The sequence below is a fragment of the Amycolatopsis sp. NPDC033938 genome, assembly GCF_055575975.1.
Window position 1 is genome coordinate 217570 of record NZ_JBVIRO010000006.1, and the last position, 14705, is coordinate 232274.

The 14705-nt window shown below is 68.1% G+C and carries 12 protein-coding genes; 10 read left to right on the forward strand and 2 right to left on the reverse strand.

Annotated features, from left to right (window positions below):
- Positions 1 to 191 precede the first annotated feature (191 nt).
- The 5 genes from dpgA (at position 192) to dpgD (ending at position 6016) form a co-directional block, all read left to right on the forward strand.
- The gene (gene dpgA / locus ACZ5ZX_RS18765) at positions 192 to 1301 is read left to right on the forward strand and encodes a 3,5-dihydroxyphenylacetyl-CoA synthase DpgA (RefSeq protein WP_465503260.1); all 1110 of its coding nucleotides are present in this window, start codon (positions 192 to 194) and stop codon (positions 1299 to 1301) included.
- Positions 1302 to 1344: 43 nt separating this feature from the next.
- Positions 1345 to 2016: an enoyl-CoA-hydratase DpgB gene (dpgB, locus tag ACZ5ZX_RS18770; RefSeq protein WP_465503261.1), complete on the forward strand. Its 672-nt coding sequence runs from the start codon at positions 1345 to 1347 to the stop codon at positions 2014 to 2016.
- Positions 2013 to 3311 carry a (3,5-dihydroxyphenyl)acetyl-CoA 1,2-dioxygenase DpgC gene (dpgC, locus tag ACZ5ZX_RS18775; protein ID WP_465503262.1) on the forward strand — a complete coding sequence of 433 codons (1299 nt, stop codon included), beginning with the start codon at positions 2013 to 2015 and terminating at the stop codon, positions 3309 to 3311. Before dpgB ends, dpgC begins: the two co-directional genes overlap by 4 nt.
- A complete protein-coding gene (locus ACZ5ZX_RS18780; RefSeq protein ID WP_465503263.1) occupies positions 3308 to 4744 on the forward strand; it encodes a benzaldehyde dehydrogenase in 1437 nt (478 codons plus the stop codon). The genes dpgC and ACZ5ZX_RS18780 overlap by 4 nt, the downstream gene beginning before the upstream one ends.
- A gap of 468 nt (positions 4745 to 5212) precedes the next feature.
- On the forward strand, positions 5213 to 6016 hold the full coding sequence (gene dpgD, locus ACZ5ZX_RS18785; protein ID WP_465503264.1) for an enoyl-CoA-hydratase DpgD: 804 nt from the start codon (positions 5213 to 5215) through the stop codon (positions 6014 to 6016).
- A 48-nt stretch (positions 6017 to 6064) separates the two neighbouring features.
- On the opposite strand, the gene ACZ5ZX_RS18790 is transcribed toward dpgD, so the two are convergent.
- The gene (locus ACZ5ZX_RS18790) at positions 6065 to 6907 is read right to left on the reverse strand and encodes an IS701 family transposase (protein WP_465503396.1); all 843 of its coding nucleotides are present in this window, start codon (positions 6905 to 6907) and stop codon (positions 6065 to 6067) included.
- A 254-nt stretch (positions 6908 to 7161) separates the two neighbouring features.
- Between ACZ5ZX_RS18790 and ACZ5ZX_RS18795 the strand changes: the two genes are divergently transcribed.
- The 4 genes from ACZ5ZX_RS18795 to ACZ5ZX_RS18810 are packed head-to-tail and all read left to right on the forward strand — an operon-like array spanning position 7162 to position 10536.
- Complete coding sequence (locus ACZ5ZX_RS18795; protein WP_465503265.1) at positions 7162 to 8034, forward strand: 3-hydroxyacyl-CoA dehydrogenase family protein; 873 nt, start codon at positions 7162 to 7164, stop codon at positions 8032 to 8034.
- Positions 8031 to 8306 carry a phosphopantetheine-binding protein gene (locus tag ACZ5ZX_RS18800; RefSeq protein ID WP_465503266.1) on the forward strand — a complete coding sequence of 92 codons (276 nt, stop codon included), beginning with the start codon at positions 8031 to 8033 and terminating at the stop codon, positions 8304 to 8306. The genes ACZ5ZX_RS18795 and ACZ5ZX_RS18800 overlap by 4 nt, the downstream gene beginning before the upstream one ends.
- Positions 8299 to 9411 carry an acyl-CoA dehydrogenase family protein gene (locus ACZ5ZX_RS18805; protein ID WP_465503267.1) on the forward strand — a complete coding sequence of 371 codons (1113 nt, stop codon included), beginning with the start codon at positions 8299 to 8301 and terminating at the stop codon, positions 9409 to 9411. The genes ACZ5ZX_RS18800 and ACZ5ZX_RS18805 overlap by 8 nt, the downstream gene beginning before the upstream one ends.
- Positions 9412 to 9435: 24 nt before the next feature.
- On the forward strand, positions 9436 to 10536 hold the full coding sequence (locus ACZ5ZX_RS18810; protein ID WP_465503268.1) for an HAD-IIIC family phosphatase: 1101 nt from the start codon (positions 9436 to 9438) through the stop codon (positions 10534 to 10536).
- 144 nt (positions 10537 to 10680) lie between these two features.
- Here ACZ5ZX_RS18810 and ACZ5ZX_RS18815 read toward each other — a convergent pair whose 3' ends face one another.
- Complete coding sequence (locus ACZ5ZX_RS18815; RefSeq protein ID WP_465503269.1) at positions 10681 to 11349, reverse strand: O-methyltransferase; 669 nt, start codon at positions 11347 to 11349, stop codon at positions 10681 to 10683.
- Positions 11350 to 11709: 360 nt separating this feature from the next.
- On the opposite strand from ACZ5ZX_RS18815, the gene ACZ5ZX_RS18820 reads away from it, so the two are divergent.
- Positions 11710 to 14523, forward strand: coding sequence for a helix-turn-helix transcriptional regulator (locus ACZ5ZX_RS18820; RefSeq protein WP_465503270.1), 2814 nt, complete (start codon positions 11710 to 11712; stop codon positions 14521 to 14523).
- The last annotated feature ends 182 nt before the right edge of the window (positions 14524 to 14705 follow it).

Sequence of the window (14705 nt, forward strand, 5' to 3'; positions counted from 1 at the left end):
ACAAAGCACCATCACTGCGCCGAACCTTCCGTCAAGGTTGCTAATTCTCCGGTACTACACCTAATATCGGCCGGGATGAGCTTTCACTGGGGAATCATGAAACGCACTCACGATGCTATTCGCAGCGTCACGTACAACGCCGCCATCGCGTCTGCTCATGCAAATCCGAAACCAGTTCTCGCGGAGTCTTCATGACAAAGTCGCCACAGTCGATTCACGCACTCCCCGCCGAGACCGGGACGCAGGCGGCCGCCAGGATCATCGGGGTCGGCACCGCGGTGCCCGCCTTCTCCTACACCCAGGAAGAACTGTTGGAGGTCTTCTCCATCACCGACCCCAAGGTGCGCTCGGTGTTCCTGAACAGCGCGATCGAGCGCCGGTTCCTGAACCTCCCGCCGAAGCTGCCGGACGGCACCCGCCGGATGGAGACGCAGGGCGAACTGCTGCGAAAGCACCGTGAGCACGGCATCGAGATGGGCGCACGCGCCCTGCAGGCCTGTCTCAAACAGGCGGAAGCCGAACTCGACGATGTCGCCTACCTCTGTTGCGTGTCCTCCACCGGTTTCCTCACCCCCGGCTTCAGCGCGCTGGTGATCCGGGAACTGGGGCTGGCACAGGAGACCGCGCGGCTGGACGTGGTCGGCATGGGCTGCAACGCCGGGCTCAACGGGCTGTCCGCGGTCTCCGGCTGGGCTCGCGCCCATCCCGGGAAGCTCGCCGTGATGCTGTGCATCGAAGCGTGCTCGGCGGCCTACGTCTTCGACGGGACCATGCGCACCTCCGTGGTGAACAGCCTGTTCGGAGACGGTTCCTCGGCCGTGGCGGTGCGCGCGGGCGCCGCGTCGACCATCGGGAACGAAGGCCCGTCGATCCTCAAGTTCTCCAGCTGCATCATTCCCGAAGCCATCGACGCGATGCGCTACGACTGGGACGATCACGAGAGCAAGTTCAGCTTCTACCTCGACCAGGACGTGCCCTACGTCGTCGGCGCGCACGCCGAGATCATCATCGGCAGGCTCCTGGAGGACACCGGGCTGCGCCGGGGAGACATCGCGCACTGGATCGTGCACTCCGGCGGCAAGAAGGTCATCGACTCGGTGATGGTCAACCTCGGCCTCACCCGCCGGGACGTCCGCCACACCACCAGCGTGCTACGGGACTACGGGAACCTGTCCAGTGGCTCGTTCCTCTTCTCCTACAGCGGCCTGGTCGACGAAGGCGTGGTGCGGCCGGGCGATCACGGCGTGCTGATGACCATGGGCCCCGGCTCCACCATCGAGACCGCGCTCATCCAGTGGTGACGCGCCGTTCCCCTGTCACCCGACCAGAAGTGAGGCAACCCCCATGACCACGAGTGATCTGCTGACCGGGCCGGCACCGCTGGAGCTGACCGGCGCGAACGAACTCAGCTCCGCGCTGGTCGCCATGGTCAGCGAATTCTGCGGGCGGCTGGAGGACAACGGCGGCGTCGCCGTGCTCCGCCTCGGCGGCGGCATCTCGGGCGCCGCATGGCCGGGCGAGGTGAGCATCCGGCTGGTCAACCGCTGGGAGCGCACCCTCCGGCGGCTCGAGCGGCTGAGCACGATGACCGTCGCCGTCGCCGTCGGGCCGTGTACCGGGCCGGCTCTGGAACTGTTGCTCACCACCGACTTCCGCCTCGCCACACCGGACGCGTCGGTGGTGCTTCCGCCCGGCGGGCTCTGGCCGGGCATGGCGCTGCATCGGCTGGCCACCCAGATCGGCGTGGCCGCGACCCGCCGTCTGCTGCCCGGTGGCACCGAGCTGACCGCGGCCCGCGCCGTGGAGCTCGGCCTGTTCGACGAGATCACCACCGACCCGCACGCCGCGCTGGCCGGCAAGCTCGCCGAACTGGTCGAGGTGGAAGGCACGGAGTTCGCCATCCGGCGGCGGCTCCTGCTCGACGCGCCCACCACCACCTTCGACGACGCACTCGGCGTGCACCTGGCAGCCTGCGACCGGGAACTGAGGCAGCACCATCGAGAAGCCGCGAAATGAGCGTGGATCGCGACGCCGCCGCACTCCGGCGGCAGATCGAGACCGGTGAGCGGCGGCTGGCCGAGTTACCGTCCAAAGTGGACCGTGACCCGGCGGAACAGGCCGTCGCCGACCAGGTGCACGAGAGGAACCGCCGCGCCCGCGCACGTTTCCTCGGTGAGCACGCCGCGCCGGTGTACGACCGGCTGACCAAGGATCGGACCCGGCGGCTGCGCGTCACCGAGCTGGCCTTCGCCGCGGCCGATGAGTTCCCTGGGCTGGTACCCGGTAAGGAGCAGCTGGCCGAAGAGTCGCGCAAGCCCGATCAGGCCGCCAAGGAAGGCCGAGAGATCGACCAGGGCCTGTTCTTCCGTGAGATCTTGAAACTTCCCGTCGCGGGCACCCATCTGCTGGAGACCATGCTGATGCCGACGGCGGAAGCCGAGGCGATGCTGCCGGAGTTCGGCCGGACCGGACGGGCCGATCTCGGCGGCGTACGGCTCGTGCGCCGCGGCGGCACCGCGGAGCTGACCGTATGCAACGAATCCGCGCTGAATGCCGAGGACAACGAGCTGATCGCGGCCATGGAGACGGCCGTCGACCTGGCGCTGCTCGACGATCAGGTCCGGGTCGGCGTGGTACGCGGCGGGGAGATGACCCATCCCCGGTACCTCGGGCGGCGGATCTTCAGCGCCGGGATCAACCTCCGGAAACTGCACGACGGCCAGATCTCGTTCACCGATTTCCTGCTGCGGCGGGAACTGGGCTACATCGCCAAGATCCGGCACGGGCTGCTCGTCGACGAGGATCCGGCCGCCTGGCCGCGCCGTACCCGTGACAAACCGTGGATCGCCGCGGTGGACGGCTTCGCCATCGGCGGCGGAGCCCAGCTCCTGCTGGTGTTCGACCAGGTGATCGCGGCGGCCGACGCCTACGTCAGCCTGCCGGCGGCACAGGAGGGCATCGTGCCCGGTGCGTCGAACTTCCGGCTGAGCGCGGTCGCAGGCCCCCGGCTGGCCAGGCAGATCATCCTGTCCGGACGCAAGATCTGGGCCGCCGAGCCCGAGGGCCGCGCGTTCTTCGACGAGGTCGTCGACCCCCGAGCCATGGACTCCGCGGTCGAGTCCGCCTGCGAACGGCTGGACAACGCGGCGGTGCCCGCGAACCGCCGGATGCTCAATCTCGCCGACGAACCGCTGGACCGCTTCCGCGAGTACATGGCCGAGTTCGCCGCCGAGCAGGCGCTGCGCCTCTACGGCGAGGACGTGCTGGACAAGGTGCGACGGTATTCGACAGATCGGGAGAGGTCGGCATGACCTTCGTTTCCATCGGCGACACGGTGTTCAGCGCGACCTCGGGCGGATTCGTCGAGGTGATCGAGCCCGCGACCGGCGCGGCACTCGCGCGTACCGGGATCGCCACCGCCGCCGACGTGCACGCGGCCGTGGCACCCGCGGTCGCCGCGCAACCGGCATGGGCCGGGCTCGCGCCGTCGGACCGTGCCTCGGTGTTCCGCCGGGCGGCGGCGCTGCTGGAGGACGACCGCGAGGAGTTCACCCACTGGCTGATCCGTGAGGGCGGCGCCGTCCGTCCCAAGGCCGAGTTCGAGATCCAGTCCACAGTGGACGAACTATGGGCGGCGGCCGCGCTGCCCACCCAGCCGCACGGACATCTGCTGCCCGCCGATCCCGGCAGGCGCAGCATCGGACGACGGGTACCGCTCGGCGTGGTCGGGGTGATCAGCCCCTGGAACTTCCCGCTGGTGCTGGCGATGCGCGCGGTGGCACCGGCACTGGCGCTCGGGAACTCCGTGGTGCTCAAACCCGACGTGCACACTCCGGTCTCCGGTGGGTTCCTCGTCGCGCGACTGTTCGAAGCGGCCGGGCTCCCGCCAGGTCTGCTCCAGGTGCTGCCCGGCGAGGCCGAACCGGGTGCGGCGCTGACCGCACATCCCGACGTCGCGATGATCGCCTTCACCGGATCGACCGAAGTGGGCCGCCGGGTCGGCGAGACCGCCGGGCGCGCGCTCAAACGGGTTTCGCTGGAACTCGGCGGCAACAACGCGCTGATCGTGCTCGACGACGCCGATCTGGAGACGGCCAGTTCGGCCGGCGCCTGGGGCGCGTTCCTGCATCAGGGCCAGATCTGCATGACCGCCGGACGGCATATCGTGCTGGAATCGGTCGCCGACGAATACGTGGACCGGCTGACCGCGCGGGCGGAGAAGCTGGTCGTCGGTGATCCCTGGACCGGCGACGTGGCGCTGGGACCGCTGATCAACGCGCACCAACTGTCCAGAGTGGACGAAATCGTGCGCGGAACCGTGGCCGCGGGCGCGAGGCTGCGCACCGGTGGCCCCGACCGCGAACTGTTCTACCGGCCGACGGTGTTGACCGGGGTGACCCCGGACATGCCCGCCTGCACCGAGGAGATCTTCGGCCCGGTGGCGCCGGTGATCGTGGCCGCCGACGAGGACGAGGCGGTGGAGCTGGCGAACCGGACCGAATACGGGCTGGTCACCGCGATCCAGACCGGCTCGGCCGAACGCGGCCTCGCCCTGGCCGACCGGCTGCGCACCGGCATCGTCCACGTCAACGACCAGACAGTGGCCGACAACGCGTACGTGCCCTTCGGCGGCACAGGGGCCTCCGGCAACGGCAGCCGCCACGGCGCACTGCACAGCTGGGACGAATTCACCCGCTGGCAGTGGCTGACCGCGCGCCAAACCTCCCCGTCGTTCCCCTTCTAGAGAGAGATAAAGCGAACATGGCGTGTTCGAGCCGCTGCCGTGAAGGTCCCCTTACCTACCCTCAAGGTAGCGAAGGGGAACCCGCATTTGTGTACCTACGCCTGACCTGCACAAGGGTGGTTCCGCGGGCATCGTCGCCCGGTCTCGCCCCTTGATCAACGGAAGATCCGGGACACTCAACGTCCCTGATCCTCCGTTGATCAAGCTCGTGCCCGATCACGACCGGTGGACCGGAGACCGAGCGGGGAAGATTCCGGACGCTCAACGGCCGAAATCTTCCCCACCCGGACCGCGTCGGCAACCCGCACAAGCTCCACACCAGTAGGTAGACAAATACGAGTTCCCCAAGGAGGCCTTCACTACCTGATGACTGTCCACAAGGCATAGCACGCCACGTTTGGCTTACCCCTCAAGCGAACGCCCATCACCACTCACGACCCCTGTCCGTCTCACCACCGGGAGCGACCCATGCCGGACCAGCGGCCGCGCGTCTCGTACACCAAGCGCGGACACGTCGCCTACATCACCCTCGACCGTCCCCAGGTGCTCAACGCCATGGATCTGCGGACGCACGAAGAACTCGCCGAGATCTGGGACGACTTCGAGCACGACGACGAGGTCTGGGCCGGCGTGCTCACCGGAGCCGGGCCGCGGGCGTTCTCGGTGGGCCAAGACCTCAAGGAGCTCGTCGCCAGGGTGCGTTCCGGGGAGGCGCCGTCCACCTTCGGCAGCCGCGACCGGCCGGGCTGGCCCCGGCTGACCGAGCGGTTCGACCTGAGCAAACCGCTGATCGCCAAGGTCAACGGCTACGCGCTGGGCGGAGGGTTCGAGCTGGCCCTGGCCTGCGACGTGATCGTGGCCGCCGAGCACGCCACCTTCGCCCTGCCGGAGGCGAAACTCGGCCTGATCGCCGGAGCCGGCGGCGTGTTTCGCCTGGCGAGGCAGCTGCCGCTGAAGACGGCCATGGGCTACCTGCTCACCGGCCGCGAGATCCCCGCCGCCCGCGCGCTGGAACTCGGCCTGGTCAACGAAGTCGTACCGGCCAAGGAGCTCGACGACTGCGTGGACGGCTGGGTGGCCGACATTCTGCGTTGTGCCCCGTTCGCCGTACGCGCGATCAAGGAGGCGGCGCAGGCGTCGGCGAGCATGCCGCTGCGGCAGGCGTTCGCCACCCGGTACGTCTGGGAGGAACGCCGGATGCACAGTCAGGACGCACGGGAGGGACCGCTCGCCTTCGTGGAAAAGCGCCCGCCGAAGTGGACGGGCACGTAGCCGCACATCCCATCCGACTCGGCGAGGAGACGTTTGACGAATCATTCATCACGATCCAGGGATCCACATTCTCTTACGCGGGATCACGCCCCGGGAAACGGCATAGAGGTACGCGACGGAACAAAGTGTCGTGTGCCTGTTCCACCCTGTCCAGGACCGGCCCTCGAAATGGTCGAGACCGAATTCGTCCTTCATTTCGGTGAGACTCATTCTCGCGCGACGGCGAATGTTTCCGGACAACTCCGAGGTGGGCGCCGGACAAGGAATTCCGCGCCGCCACAGCGCGGTGCGGAACTCCCGCACGGCGGCCAGACCGGAGCCTGCCAGCACGGCGGGCGGACGCAGACCCCAGCGCGTCAGCTCGTCCAGCAGGTCCAGCGCGACCGTCCACATTGGACGATGACGCTCCCGGTCGGGGATGCCACACCGGCGCCTGCGCGCCAGAACTTCTCTACCCTGACCGGGAATCGTTTCGTCCCAGCTCTCCGGAAGAAGCAGTCGCCAGTTGACCGCGGCGGTGGTGTGCGTGCCGACGAGCTGCACCGTGACGCCCAGCTGGCAGTTCACCACTCGCCCCTCGCTGTGCGCGTATTGCCTGGCCACGCCGGGGGAACCGGTGCCGTCCTTGTGGAAGACGCACTCGCCGAGCACCCAGGCCAGCGGCTGGACGAGCAGCTCCGCCCGCCGGGCCATGACCGCCCGAACGGCGGCGAAATCCCAGGTGGAAGAGGTGACGAACTGTTGCAGCGCTTGATGATCCACGCCGAGACGCGCGGCCATCGGCTGCATCGACTTGCGGCCGCCGTCCAGCAGCAGACCCCGCAGGTAGAGCTCGGCCTTTGCCCGCTGATCGGCCCGCGCCAGCGGACGGAACATCTCGTCGGCGAACATCCGCAGGCGATCCCCTGCCGCGTCCGAAGCAATTTCCGCGACCACCTTTCCGCCCCCTTTCTCAGTGAACACGCCTCGGCTTCACCCGGTTCATCGGAACGCTCCGGCACCCCATCGACGATAGCGTGGAAATCCGGCGACCACCCCCTTGAATTAGGGGTTGACCGTCGCGACCCGCGGTCAATAATGTCGGGTTCACAACGGCATGTTTCGCGTCGCCATCCCCCACCTTGCCCGGCTGTGGAGGTTTCATCGTGAGCACCGAAAAGCCCTTGCGGAGGTTTTCCCGCATCGCCGTGGTCGGCGCGGGTGTGATGGGCAGCGGGATCGCCGCCACCGCGCTCGGTCACGGCGTCGACGTCGTGCTGATCGATGTGGACTCCGCGACCCTGGAGCAGGCCCGCCGCCGGATCGGCGAACAGCTGCGGCACGCGAGCCTGCTCGGCGCGCTCCCCGAGGTGCCTGCCGGGGAGCTGACCGCCACCACGGTGATCGGCGACGTCGCGGGTGCCGCCGTGGTGATCGAGGCGGTCACCGAGCTGCCCGAGGTGAAAGCCAAGGCGCTGGCCGAAATCTCCGGCGCGGTCTCCCCCGGTACCCCGCTGATCTCCAACACCTCCGGCATCCCGATCGACGAGCTGGCGGAGTGGGCCGCACGGCCGGAGGATCTGGCCGGTACCCACTTCATGAACCCGACCTACCTGATCAAGATGGTCGAAGTGGTTCGCGCACCGCGCACGAGTGAGGCCGCCATGGCCACGATCATCGAGATGCTCACCGCGCTGCGGCGCACTCCGGTGGTGGTCGCCGACGCCCCGGGGTTCGTCACCAGCCGCCTGCTCCACCCGATGATCAACACGGCGGCCCGCGTGGTCGGCGCGGGCACCGCCACCGTCGAATCGGTGGACGCGCTGATGTGCGGCTGCCTCGGCCATCCCACCGGCCCCCTGCGCACCGCGGACCTGATCGGCCTCGACAACCTCGTCGACTCGCTCAACGCGCTCTACGAACGCACCGGCGACGAGAGCTGCCTGCCCAGCGAACCACTGCTGGAGAAGGTGCGCGCAGGCGACCTCGGCCGCAAGACCGGCCGCGGTTTCTACGACTACGGAAAGGCCATGACGTGACCGAACAAGCACTGGCGCCGGACGCCGCCGCGATCGCCACCGACCTGCTGGCGCTGCTGGAGACCAGGACCAGGACCGAGATCGCCACCGATCAGGAACTGTTCGCCTCCGGACTGGTGTCCTCCATGTTCGCCATGGAACTGATCGTCCACTTGGAGAAGAACTACGACATCGCCATCACCGGCCCGGACCTGAAACTGGACAACTTCCGCACCGTGGACCGGATGACCGAGCTGGTGTTGCGCCTGCGGGGCGAGGCGGCCGATGGCTGACCTGGACGACGAACGCGCGCTGGTGAGCGCCCTCGTCGGCGATCAGGCCGAAAGCTGGGATCGCACCGGCGAGCTGCCCGAGGAGCTGCTGCGCAAGCTCGGAGCGAGCGGGTTGCTCTGCGCCCAGGTGCCCGGCCGGTTCGGCGGACGCGGGACGACGAGCCTCGCCAACGGCGAATTCACCGCGCACGTGGGCAGTCTGTGCAGTTCCCTGCGCAGCGTGATGACCTCGCAGGGCATGGCGGCCTGGACCATCGAGCGGATGGGCACCCGCGAGCAGCGCGAGCACTACCTCGCCGCGCTGACCGGCGGCGAGCTCGCCGCGGCCGGTTTCAGCGAACCCGGTGCCGGCAGTGATCTGTCCACGATGGACACCCGGATCCGGCGTGACGGCGACACCGTGGTCGTCGACGGCCACAAGGTCTGGACGACAGCTGCGGCCTACGCCGACCATCTGGTGATCTTCGGGAAGTACGAGGACGAGGGCACGGCCGCCGCGGTGGTCGTGCCCTCGCGCGCGCCGGGGGTCCGGGTGGACAGGCTGGCCGATCCGCTCGGCTGCCGCGCCGCCGGGCACGCCGACGTACGCTTGGACTCGGTGCGGCTGCCGTCGAGCGCACTGCTCGGCGGCAGCGGCCTTTCACCGGGGCTACTGCTCACCACCGCGCTCGCCTACGGCCGGTTCTCGGTCGCCTGGGGCTGCGTCGGCATTCTGCGTGCCTGCCGCAACGCCGCGGCCGCGCACGCCAGGAAGCGGGTGCAGTTCGGCAAACCGATCGCCGAGCACCAGCTGATCTCCCGTCATCTCGCCGAACTGCTCACCGCCGAGCGGACCGCGGAGCTGGCCTGTGAGCGGGCCAGCCGGAGCTGGGACGCGCGCTCCCCGGATCTGGTGATCGCCACGGTGCTGGCCAAACACGTCGGAGCGGTCAACGCCGCACGCGGCGCGGCCTCGGCCGTCCAGGTGCTGGCCTCGGCGGCCGCCACTGACGGACACGTCGCCGCACGTGCCTATCGCGACGCGAAACTCATGGAAATCATCGAGGGCAGCAATGAGATCTGCCAGCTGCTGCTGGCCGAGCACGCCCTCGCCGTCTCGGACTGATCACCGCGAAACCGGAGGAGCATCGTGTCCGAACAACCACCACTGGTGAAGTGCCTGGTCTGGGATCTCGACAACACCCTTTGGCAGGGCACCCTGCTGGAAGGCGGCCCGGCCGAGCCCGCCGACGGGGTGCGGGAGCTGATCGCCGAACTCGACGCACGCGGCATCCTGCAGTCGGTGTCCAGCAAGAACGACTCGGACCTGGCGCTGGCGAGACTGACCGAGCTCGGGCTGGCCGAATACTTCGTCCTGCCGCAGATCGGCTGGGGGCCGAAGTCGGATTCGGTCCGGCACATCGCCGACACGCTGAAGTTCAAGTACAGCACCATCGCCTTCGTCGACGATCAGCCGTCGGAACGCGCCGAGGTGGCCTTCCACCTGCCCGAAGTGCGCTGCTACACCGCCGAGCAGGTCCTCGAGCTGACCGGGCTGCCCGAGTTCAGCCCCGCGACGGTCACTGTGGACTCCCGGCGGCGGAGACAGATGTATCAGGCCGGTTTCCGCCGCGCTGCCGAACAAGCCTCCTTCGCGGGCCCGGATGAGGACTTCCTGCGGTCGCTGGAACTCGACATGCGCATCGGGCGGGCAGGCGAGGAGGAACTGTCGCGGGTGGAGGAACTCACCCTGCGCACCAGTCAGATGAACGCCACCGGGGTGCACTACTCCGACGCGGATCTGCGAGCCCTGCTGTCCGACCCCGGCCACGAAGTGCTGGTGACCACGCTCACCGACCGGTTCGGCCCGCACGGCGCGATCGGCGTACTGCTGCTGGCGAAGAGACCCGATGTCTGGCACCTCAAGCTGCTGGCGACCTCCTGCCGGGTGGTCTCCTTCGGTGCCGGGGCGGTGATCCTCAACTGGCTCACCGATCAGGCCGCGAGCGCCGGAGTGCATCTGGTCGCCGATTTCCGGGCCACCGAACGGAACCGCATCATGGAGGTCGCCTACCGGTTCGCGGGGTACGACACGGAGTCCTGCGCCTGCGCGGCCACGCTCGGCGACGCCGAAGTGGCCGGGGTGCAGCGACTGCATCTGGTTCCCGGGCCGCGGCCCGCACCCGCGACCATGCGGCTGACCGCTCCGGACCTGACCACTGATCTCACCACGACGAACGCGTCGTCCTGAAGGTGGCTCCGCCGAAGGAAGTCTTTCGGCGGAGCCACCTTCACGGCCGCTGCCGCGACCTTCCCTGAGAAAATCCCCCACTCACTGTGACAACAGCGAAAGAAATGTCACCTCGCGACCTTCCGAAGGTGAACTCACGGCGAGTCAGCGAATCTTCTTCCGCGCCAAAGTGACCCCATCCGCGAAGGCGAGCAGCGATATTTCCACCCTCTCGTCGTCGCGCAGGAACAGGTTGAGCTCACGCACGGCGACGGTGTCCGGATCCTGCATTTCGAAATCGATGACCCTGCCGAAGAAAAGCATATTGTCCAACACGATGAGCCCGCCCGGTTTCACCAGTTTCAACGCGGATTCATAATAGTCACGATAGCTTGCCTTGTCGGCGTCGATGAACACCATCTCGACGCTTTCCTCACCCAGTTCCGCGACCAATTCGACCAGCGTTTCGGCCGCGTCCCCGATCCGGACCTCGATCCGGTCCGCCACTCCGGCGCGACGCCAGTAGGGTTCGCCGATCGCGGGCCAGCGGCCGGTGATGTCACAGGTGATCACCCGTCCACCCGACGACAACGCCCTGGCCAGGCACAACGTGCCGTAACCGGTGAACGTGCCGACCTCCACCACGGTGCCCGCCCCGGCCAGCCCGGCCAGCAGCGCCAGGAGCTGCCCCTCCTCCGCCATCACCTGCATGGCCTGACCCATCGGGAGCTCTGCCGTCTCCCTTCGCAATTCTCGGAGAATTTCGTCGTCACGCAAGGACACTTTCCTGACATATTCCAGCAACTCAGGAGAACTGTCGATCTGATTAGCCATGCTCCGAGAATAAAGTACGCACCCCCATGGGAGCGAGCGTCCGCACATGGCTACTTTCCGTACTCGCCGACGACTTAACAAAGCACCGCGCGACAGAAGTTTCCCGCAGCATCCACAACCGGATCAATCGCGAAATCTCTTCACTTCACCGAGCCGGGTCGCCTGATGCGACCGGCACCCGGCCGCGCCATTCGCCGGCCGAACCTGCTCCCGATCGTCCTAACAAGATTTCGTGGCGAAATCACACCATCGACGGTAGATTCAACCGTATTGTCGGAAATGCAAGGCCACCGTGGACACACTGAGTAGTCGTCTCGGCCCACCCAACACACCCAGCGAGCGGAACTGGAGGACGCAAGCATGGAACTGGCGGAACGGGGGAGAGAACTGGAAGTGCTGGACGAGCTGTTCTCCGCCTCGCTACGAGGTTCGGGCCAGATCGCTCTGATCACCGGTGGTGTGGCCAGTGGGAAGACTCAACTGCTCAACACCTTCGCGAACCACGCCGCGAAACGGGACGCGCTCGTGCTCACCGCCACCGGCTCGCGGGCCGAACGGAGGCTGCGGCTCGGCGTGGTGGAGCAACTGTTCGGACAGCTCGCACCGCCACCCGAGAGCATCAGAAAAGTGTTGCCGCTGCTGGAAGAACAGCGTGCGTCCGAGGACACCGACGAGGTCGGGCCCGCCGCTGCCGGGGTACTGCACGAGCTGTCCGCCGCGCTGCTGGCGGTCACCCGGCAGCAGCCTCTGCTGCTCGGCGTGGACGACGTCCAGTTCGTCGACCCCTGGTCGCTGGAAGCCTTGCTGTACCTGCAAAGGCGGATGCGTTCGGCCCGCTTGTTCATAGTGCTCAACGAATGGCAGCAGCCACGCCCGCGGCAGCTGCCCTTCCACGCCGAGGTCGCGCGTCTGCCGTACTTCAACAGGTTGCGGCTCGCACCGTTGTCCCGCACCGGCGTGGCCGAGGTGCTGTCCCGTCATCTCGACACCCCGGCGGTGCGTCAGCTCGCACCCGCCTGCCACGAGGCCAGCGGCGGAAATCCCCTGCTGGTGCACGCGTTGCTCGAGGACCTGCTGGCGGCAGGCCAAACCGCGGCCGCCGGTGTGCACGGCGAGCCGGTGGTCGGCGACGCGTTCGAGCACGCCGTGCTCTCCTGTCTGCACCGCTGGGAACCCCGGTTGCTCCAGGTGGCGCAGGGGCTGGCCGTGCTCGGTTCCGGCGCTCCCCCGCATCTGCTCGGCCGCCTGCTGGGGATGACCGCGGACGCCGCGACCCAGGTGCTTCATGTACTGACCACGGCCGGACTGCTTCGGAACGGCGGCTTCCGCCACCAGGCTGTCCGCAAGGCGGTGCTGAGCAGCCTGTCCGCCGACGAGTTCGCGAAGCTGCACCGAAGCGCCGCCGAGCTCCGGCATCAAGAGGGCGGACCCGCGGCCACGGTCGCCAGGCACCTGATCGCCGCGAACTCCGCTCGCGGGCCCTGGGCGGTGGACGTGCTGCGCGAGGCCGCCGCGGAAGCGCTCGCCGTCGACCGGACCGAACTGGCGGTGTCCTGTCTGGAGCTCGCGCACCGGGAGTGCGAGGACGAGCGGCGACGCGCCTCACTCACCGCGCAGCTCGCGCTCGTGGAGTGGCGTTTCCGCCCGGCCACGGCGAGTCTGCGGATCTCCCGGTTACAGGCGGCGGCCCGCGAAGGCCACCTGGACGACCGCGACGCACTGGTGCTGATCAAGTACCTGCTCTGGCACGGCCGGGCCGACGAGGCGGCGGACACCATGAGCATGCTGTTCGGCCGCCCCGATTCGCCGGACGACCGCGGCAGGCCCCACCTGCGGGTGACCTACTTCCTGCTTTCCTACTCACATCCGCTCGCCTTCCCGAAGTCGTCGGCCGCGCTGCCCGGCACGGACGAGGAACCCGTGACCGGCGAGCCGTGGATGCGCGCCGCGTCGGCGCTGGCGACGGTGCTCACCCGTGGCCCGGTGAAATCCGCGATCGACGCCGCCGAACACGTGCTGCAGACCTGCGCACTCGCCGACGACACCCTGGACACCTTGCTCTGCGCGCTGCAGGCGCTGATGTACGCCGATCGTCCCGACAAGGCGGCTCCGCTGTGCGACCTGCTGCTGGAGGAGGCGATCCGGCGAGGGGCCGTGGTGTGGCAGTCGCAGCTGAGCACGGTGCGCGCCGAGCTCGCGCTACGACAGGGAGATCCGCTGCAGGCCGCGGAGCTGGCTCGCTCGGCGCTACGGCAAATGGTCCCGCCGAGCTGGGACGACTGGGTCGGAGGCCCGATCTCGGTGCTGCTGCTGGCCGCCGCGGCTTCCGGCGACTTCACCACTGACGCCACGTTGTTCAAGCGCGCGCTGCCGGAAAGCATGTTCAAAACCTGGCTCGGGCCCCAATACCTCTTCGCCCGTGGTCAATTCTTCCTTGCCACAGGCCGGATCGAGGTCGCGCTCAACGACTTTCACCAGTGCGGGGCACTGATGCGGCGCTGGGACATCGACCATCCGGCGCTGGCCCCGTGGCGCGGCGGCATGGCCAAGGCGCTGCTGCTGCAGAACCGGCGGGCGAAAGCCGCTCAGCTGCTGACCGACCAGCTGGCGTTGCCAGGAACCGGCTGCCGCGTCACGGGAATCTCACTACGGCTGCTGGCGGCCGCCGGCGACGAAGAGCAACGGCTACCCCGGCTGCGGGAGTCCGTCGAGCAGCTGCGTGCTTCCGGGGACCGGCTGGAGCTGGCCGCGGCGCTGGCCGAGTTGGGTGCCGCCCATCGTGCCAGGAGCGAACTCTCCCAAGCGCGCGAATTCTCCACACAGGCCATCGAACTGGCCAAGGACTGCCAGGCGGACATCCTGCATCAACAGCTGCTCGCCTGCCAGGACACGACCGACGTCGACGAGAAGACGGTGCCGGCGCCCGACCAGCTGTCGTCGCTGAGCAAGGCCGAATGGCGGGTGGCCTCACTCGCCGCGCTCGGGAACTCCAACCGGGCCATCGGCCGCAAACTGGGCATCACCATCAGCACCGTCGAACAGCATCTCACCAAGGTCTACCGGAAGCTGCAGGTCAACAGCCGCGCGGAGCTGCCGGTGGGACTGCCCCTGCAACCACGGCCCGGCCACACCGCGACGGTCACCTCACTGCGCCCGACGAACGTCGCCAGCTAACCCACTTCATACCCTATTGGGGGGTAAGTCGAATGTGTCGTGATGGTGAGCGGCCCGTTCGCCAGGGTGGCGGGGTGGCGTAACTCGCATGCCTGGATCCCGCCAGAACACACCACCTTTGCCTTACCCCTCACTAAATCAGGATGACCTTGCCCGGTCTGGCAAGTAGTCTCGAGTGGACA

Excerpts from the sequence above, each read along its gene's own strand:
- ACZ5ZX_RS18780 (WP_465503263.1), top strand. The coding sequence starts at position 3,308 with ATGACCTTCGTTTCCATCGGCGACACGGTGTTCAGCGCGACCTCGGGC.
- ACZ5ZX_RS18820 (WP_465503270.1), top strand. The coding sequence starts at position 11,710 with ATGGAACTGGCGGAACGGGGGAGAGAACTGGAAGTGCTGGACGAGCTG.
- dpgC (WP_465503262.1), top strand. The coding sequence starts at position 2,013 with ATGAGCGTGGATCGCGACGCCGCCGCACTCCGGCGGCAGATCGAGACC.
- ACZ5ZX_RS18805 (WP_465503267.1), top strand. The coding sequence starts at position 8,299 with ATGGCTGACCTGGACGACGAACGCGCGCTGGTGAGCGCCCTCGTCGGC.
- dpgA (WP_465503260.1), top strand. The coding sequence starts at position 192 with ATGACAAAGTCGCCACAGTCGATTCACGCACTCCCCGCCGAGACCGGG.
- ACZ5ZX_RS18815 (WP_465503269.1), bottom strand. The coding sequence starts at position 11,349 with ATGGCTAATCAGATCGACAGTTCTCCTGAGTTGCTGGAATATGTCAGG.
- ACZ5ZX_RS18790 (WP_465503396.1), bottom strand. The coding sequence starts at position 6,907 with ATGTTCGCCGACGAGATGTTCCGTCCGCTGGCGCGGGCCGATCAGCGG.
- dpgD (WP_465503264.1), top strand. The coding sequence starts at position 5,213 with ATGCCGGACCAGCGGCCGCGCGTCTCGTACACCAAGCGCGGACACGTC.
- dpgB (WP_465503261.1), top strand. The coding sequence starts at position 1,345 with ATGACCACGAGTGATCTGCTGACCGGGCCGGCACCGCTGGAGCTGACC.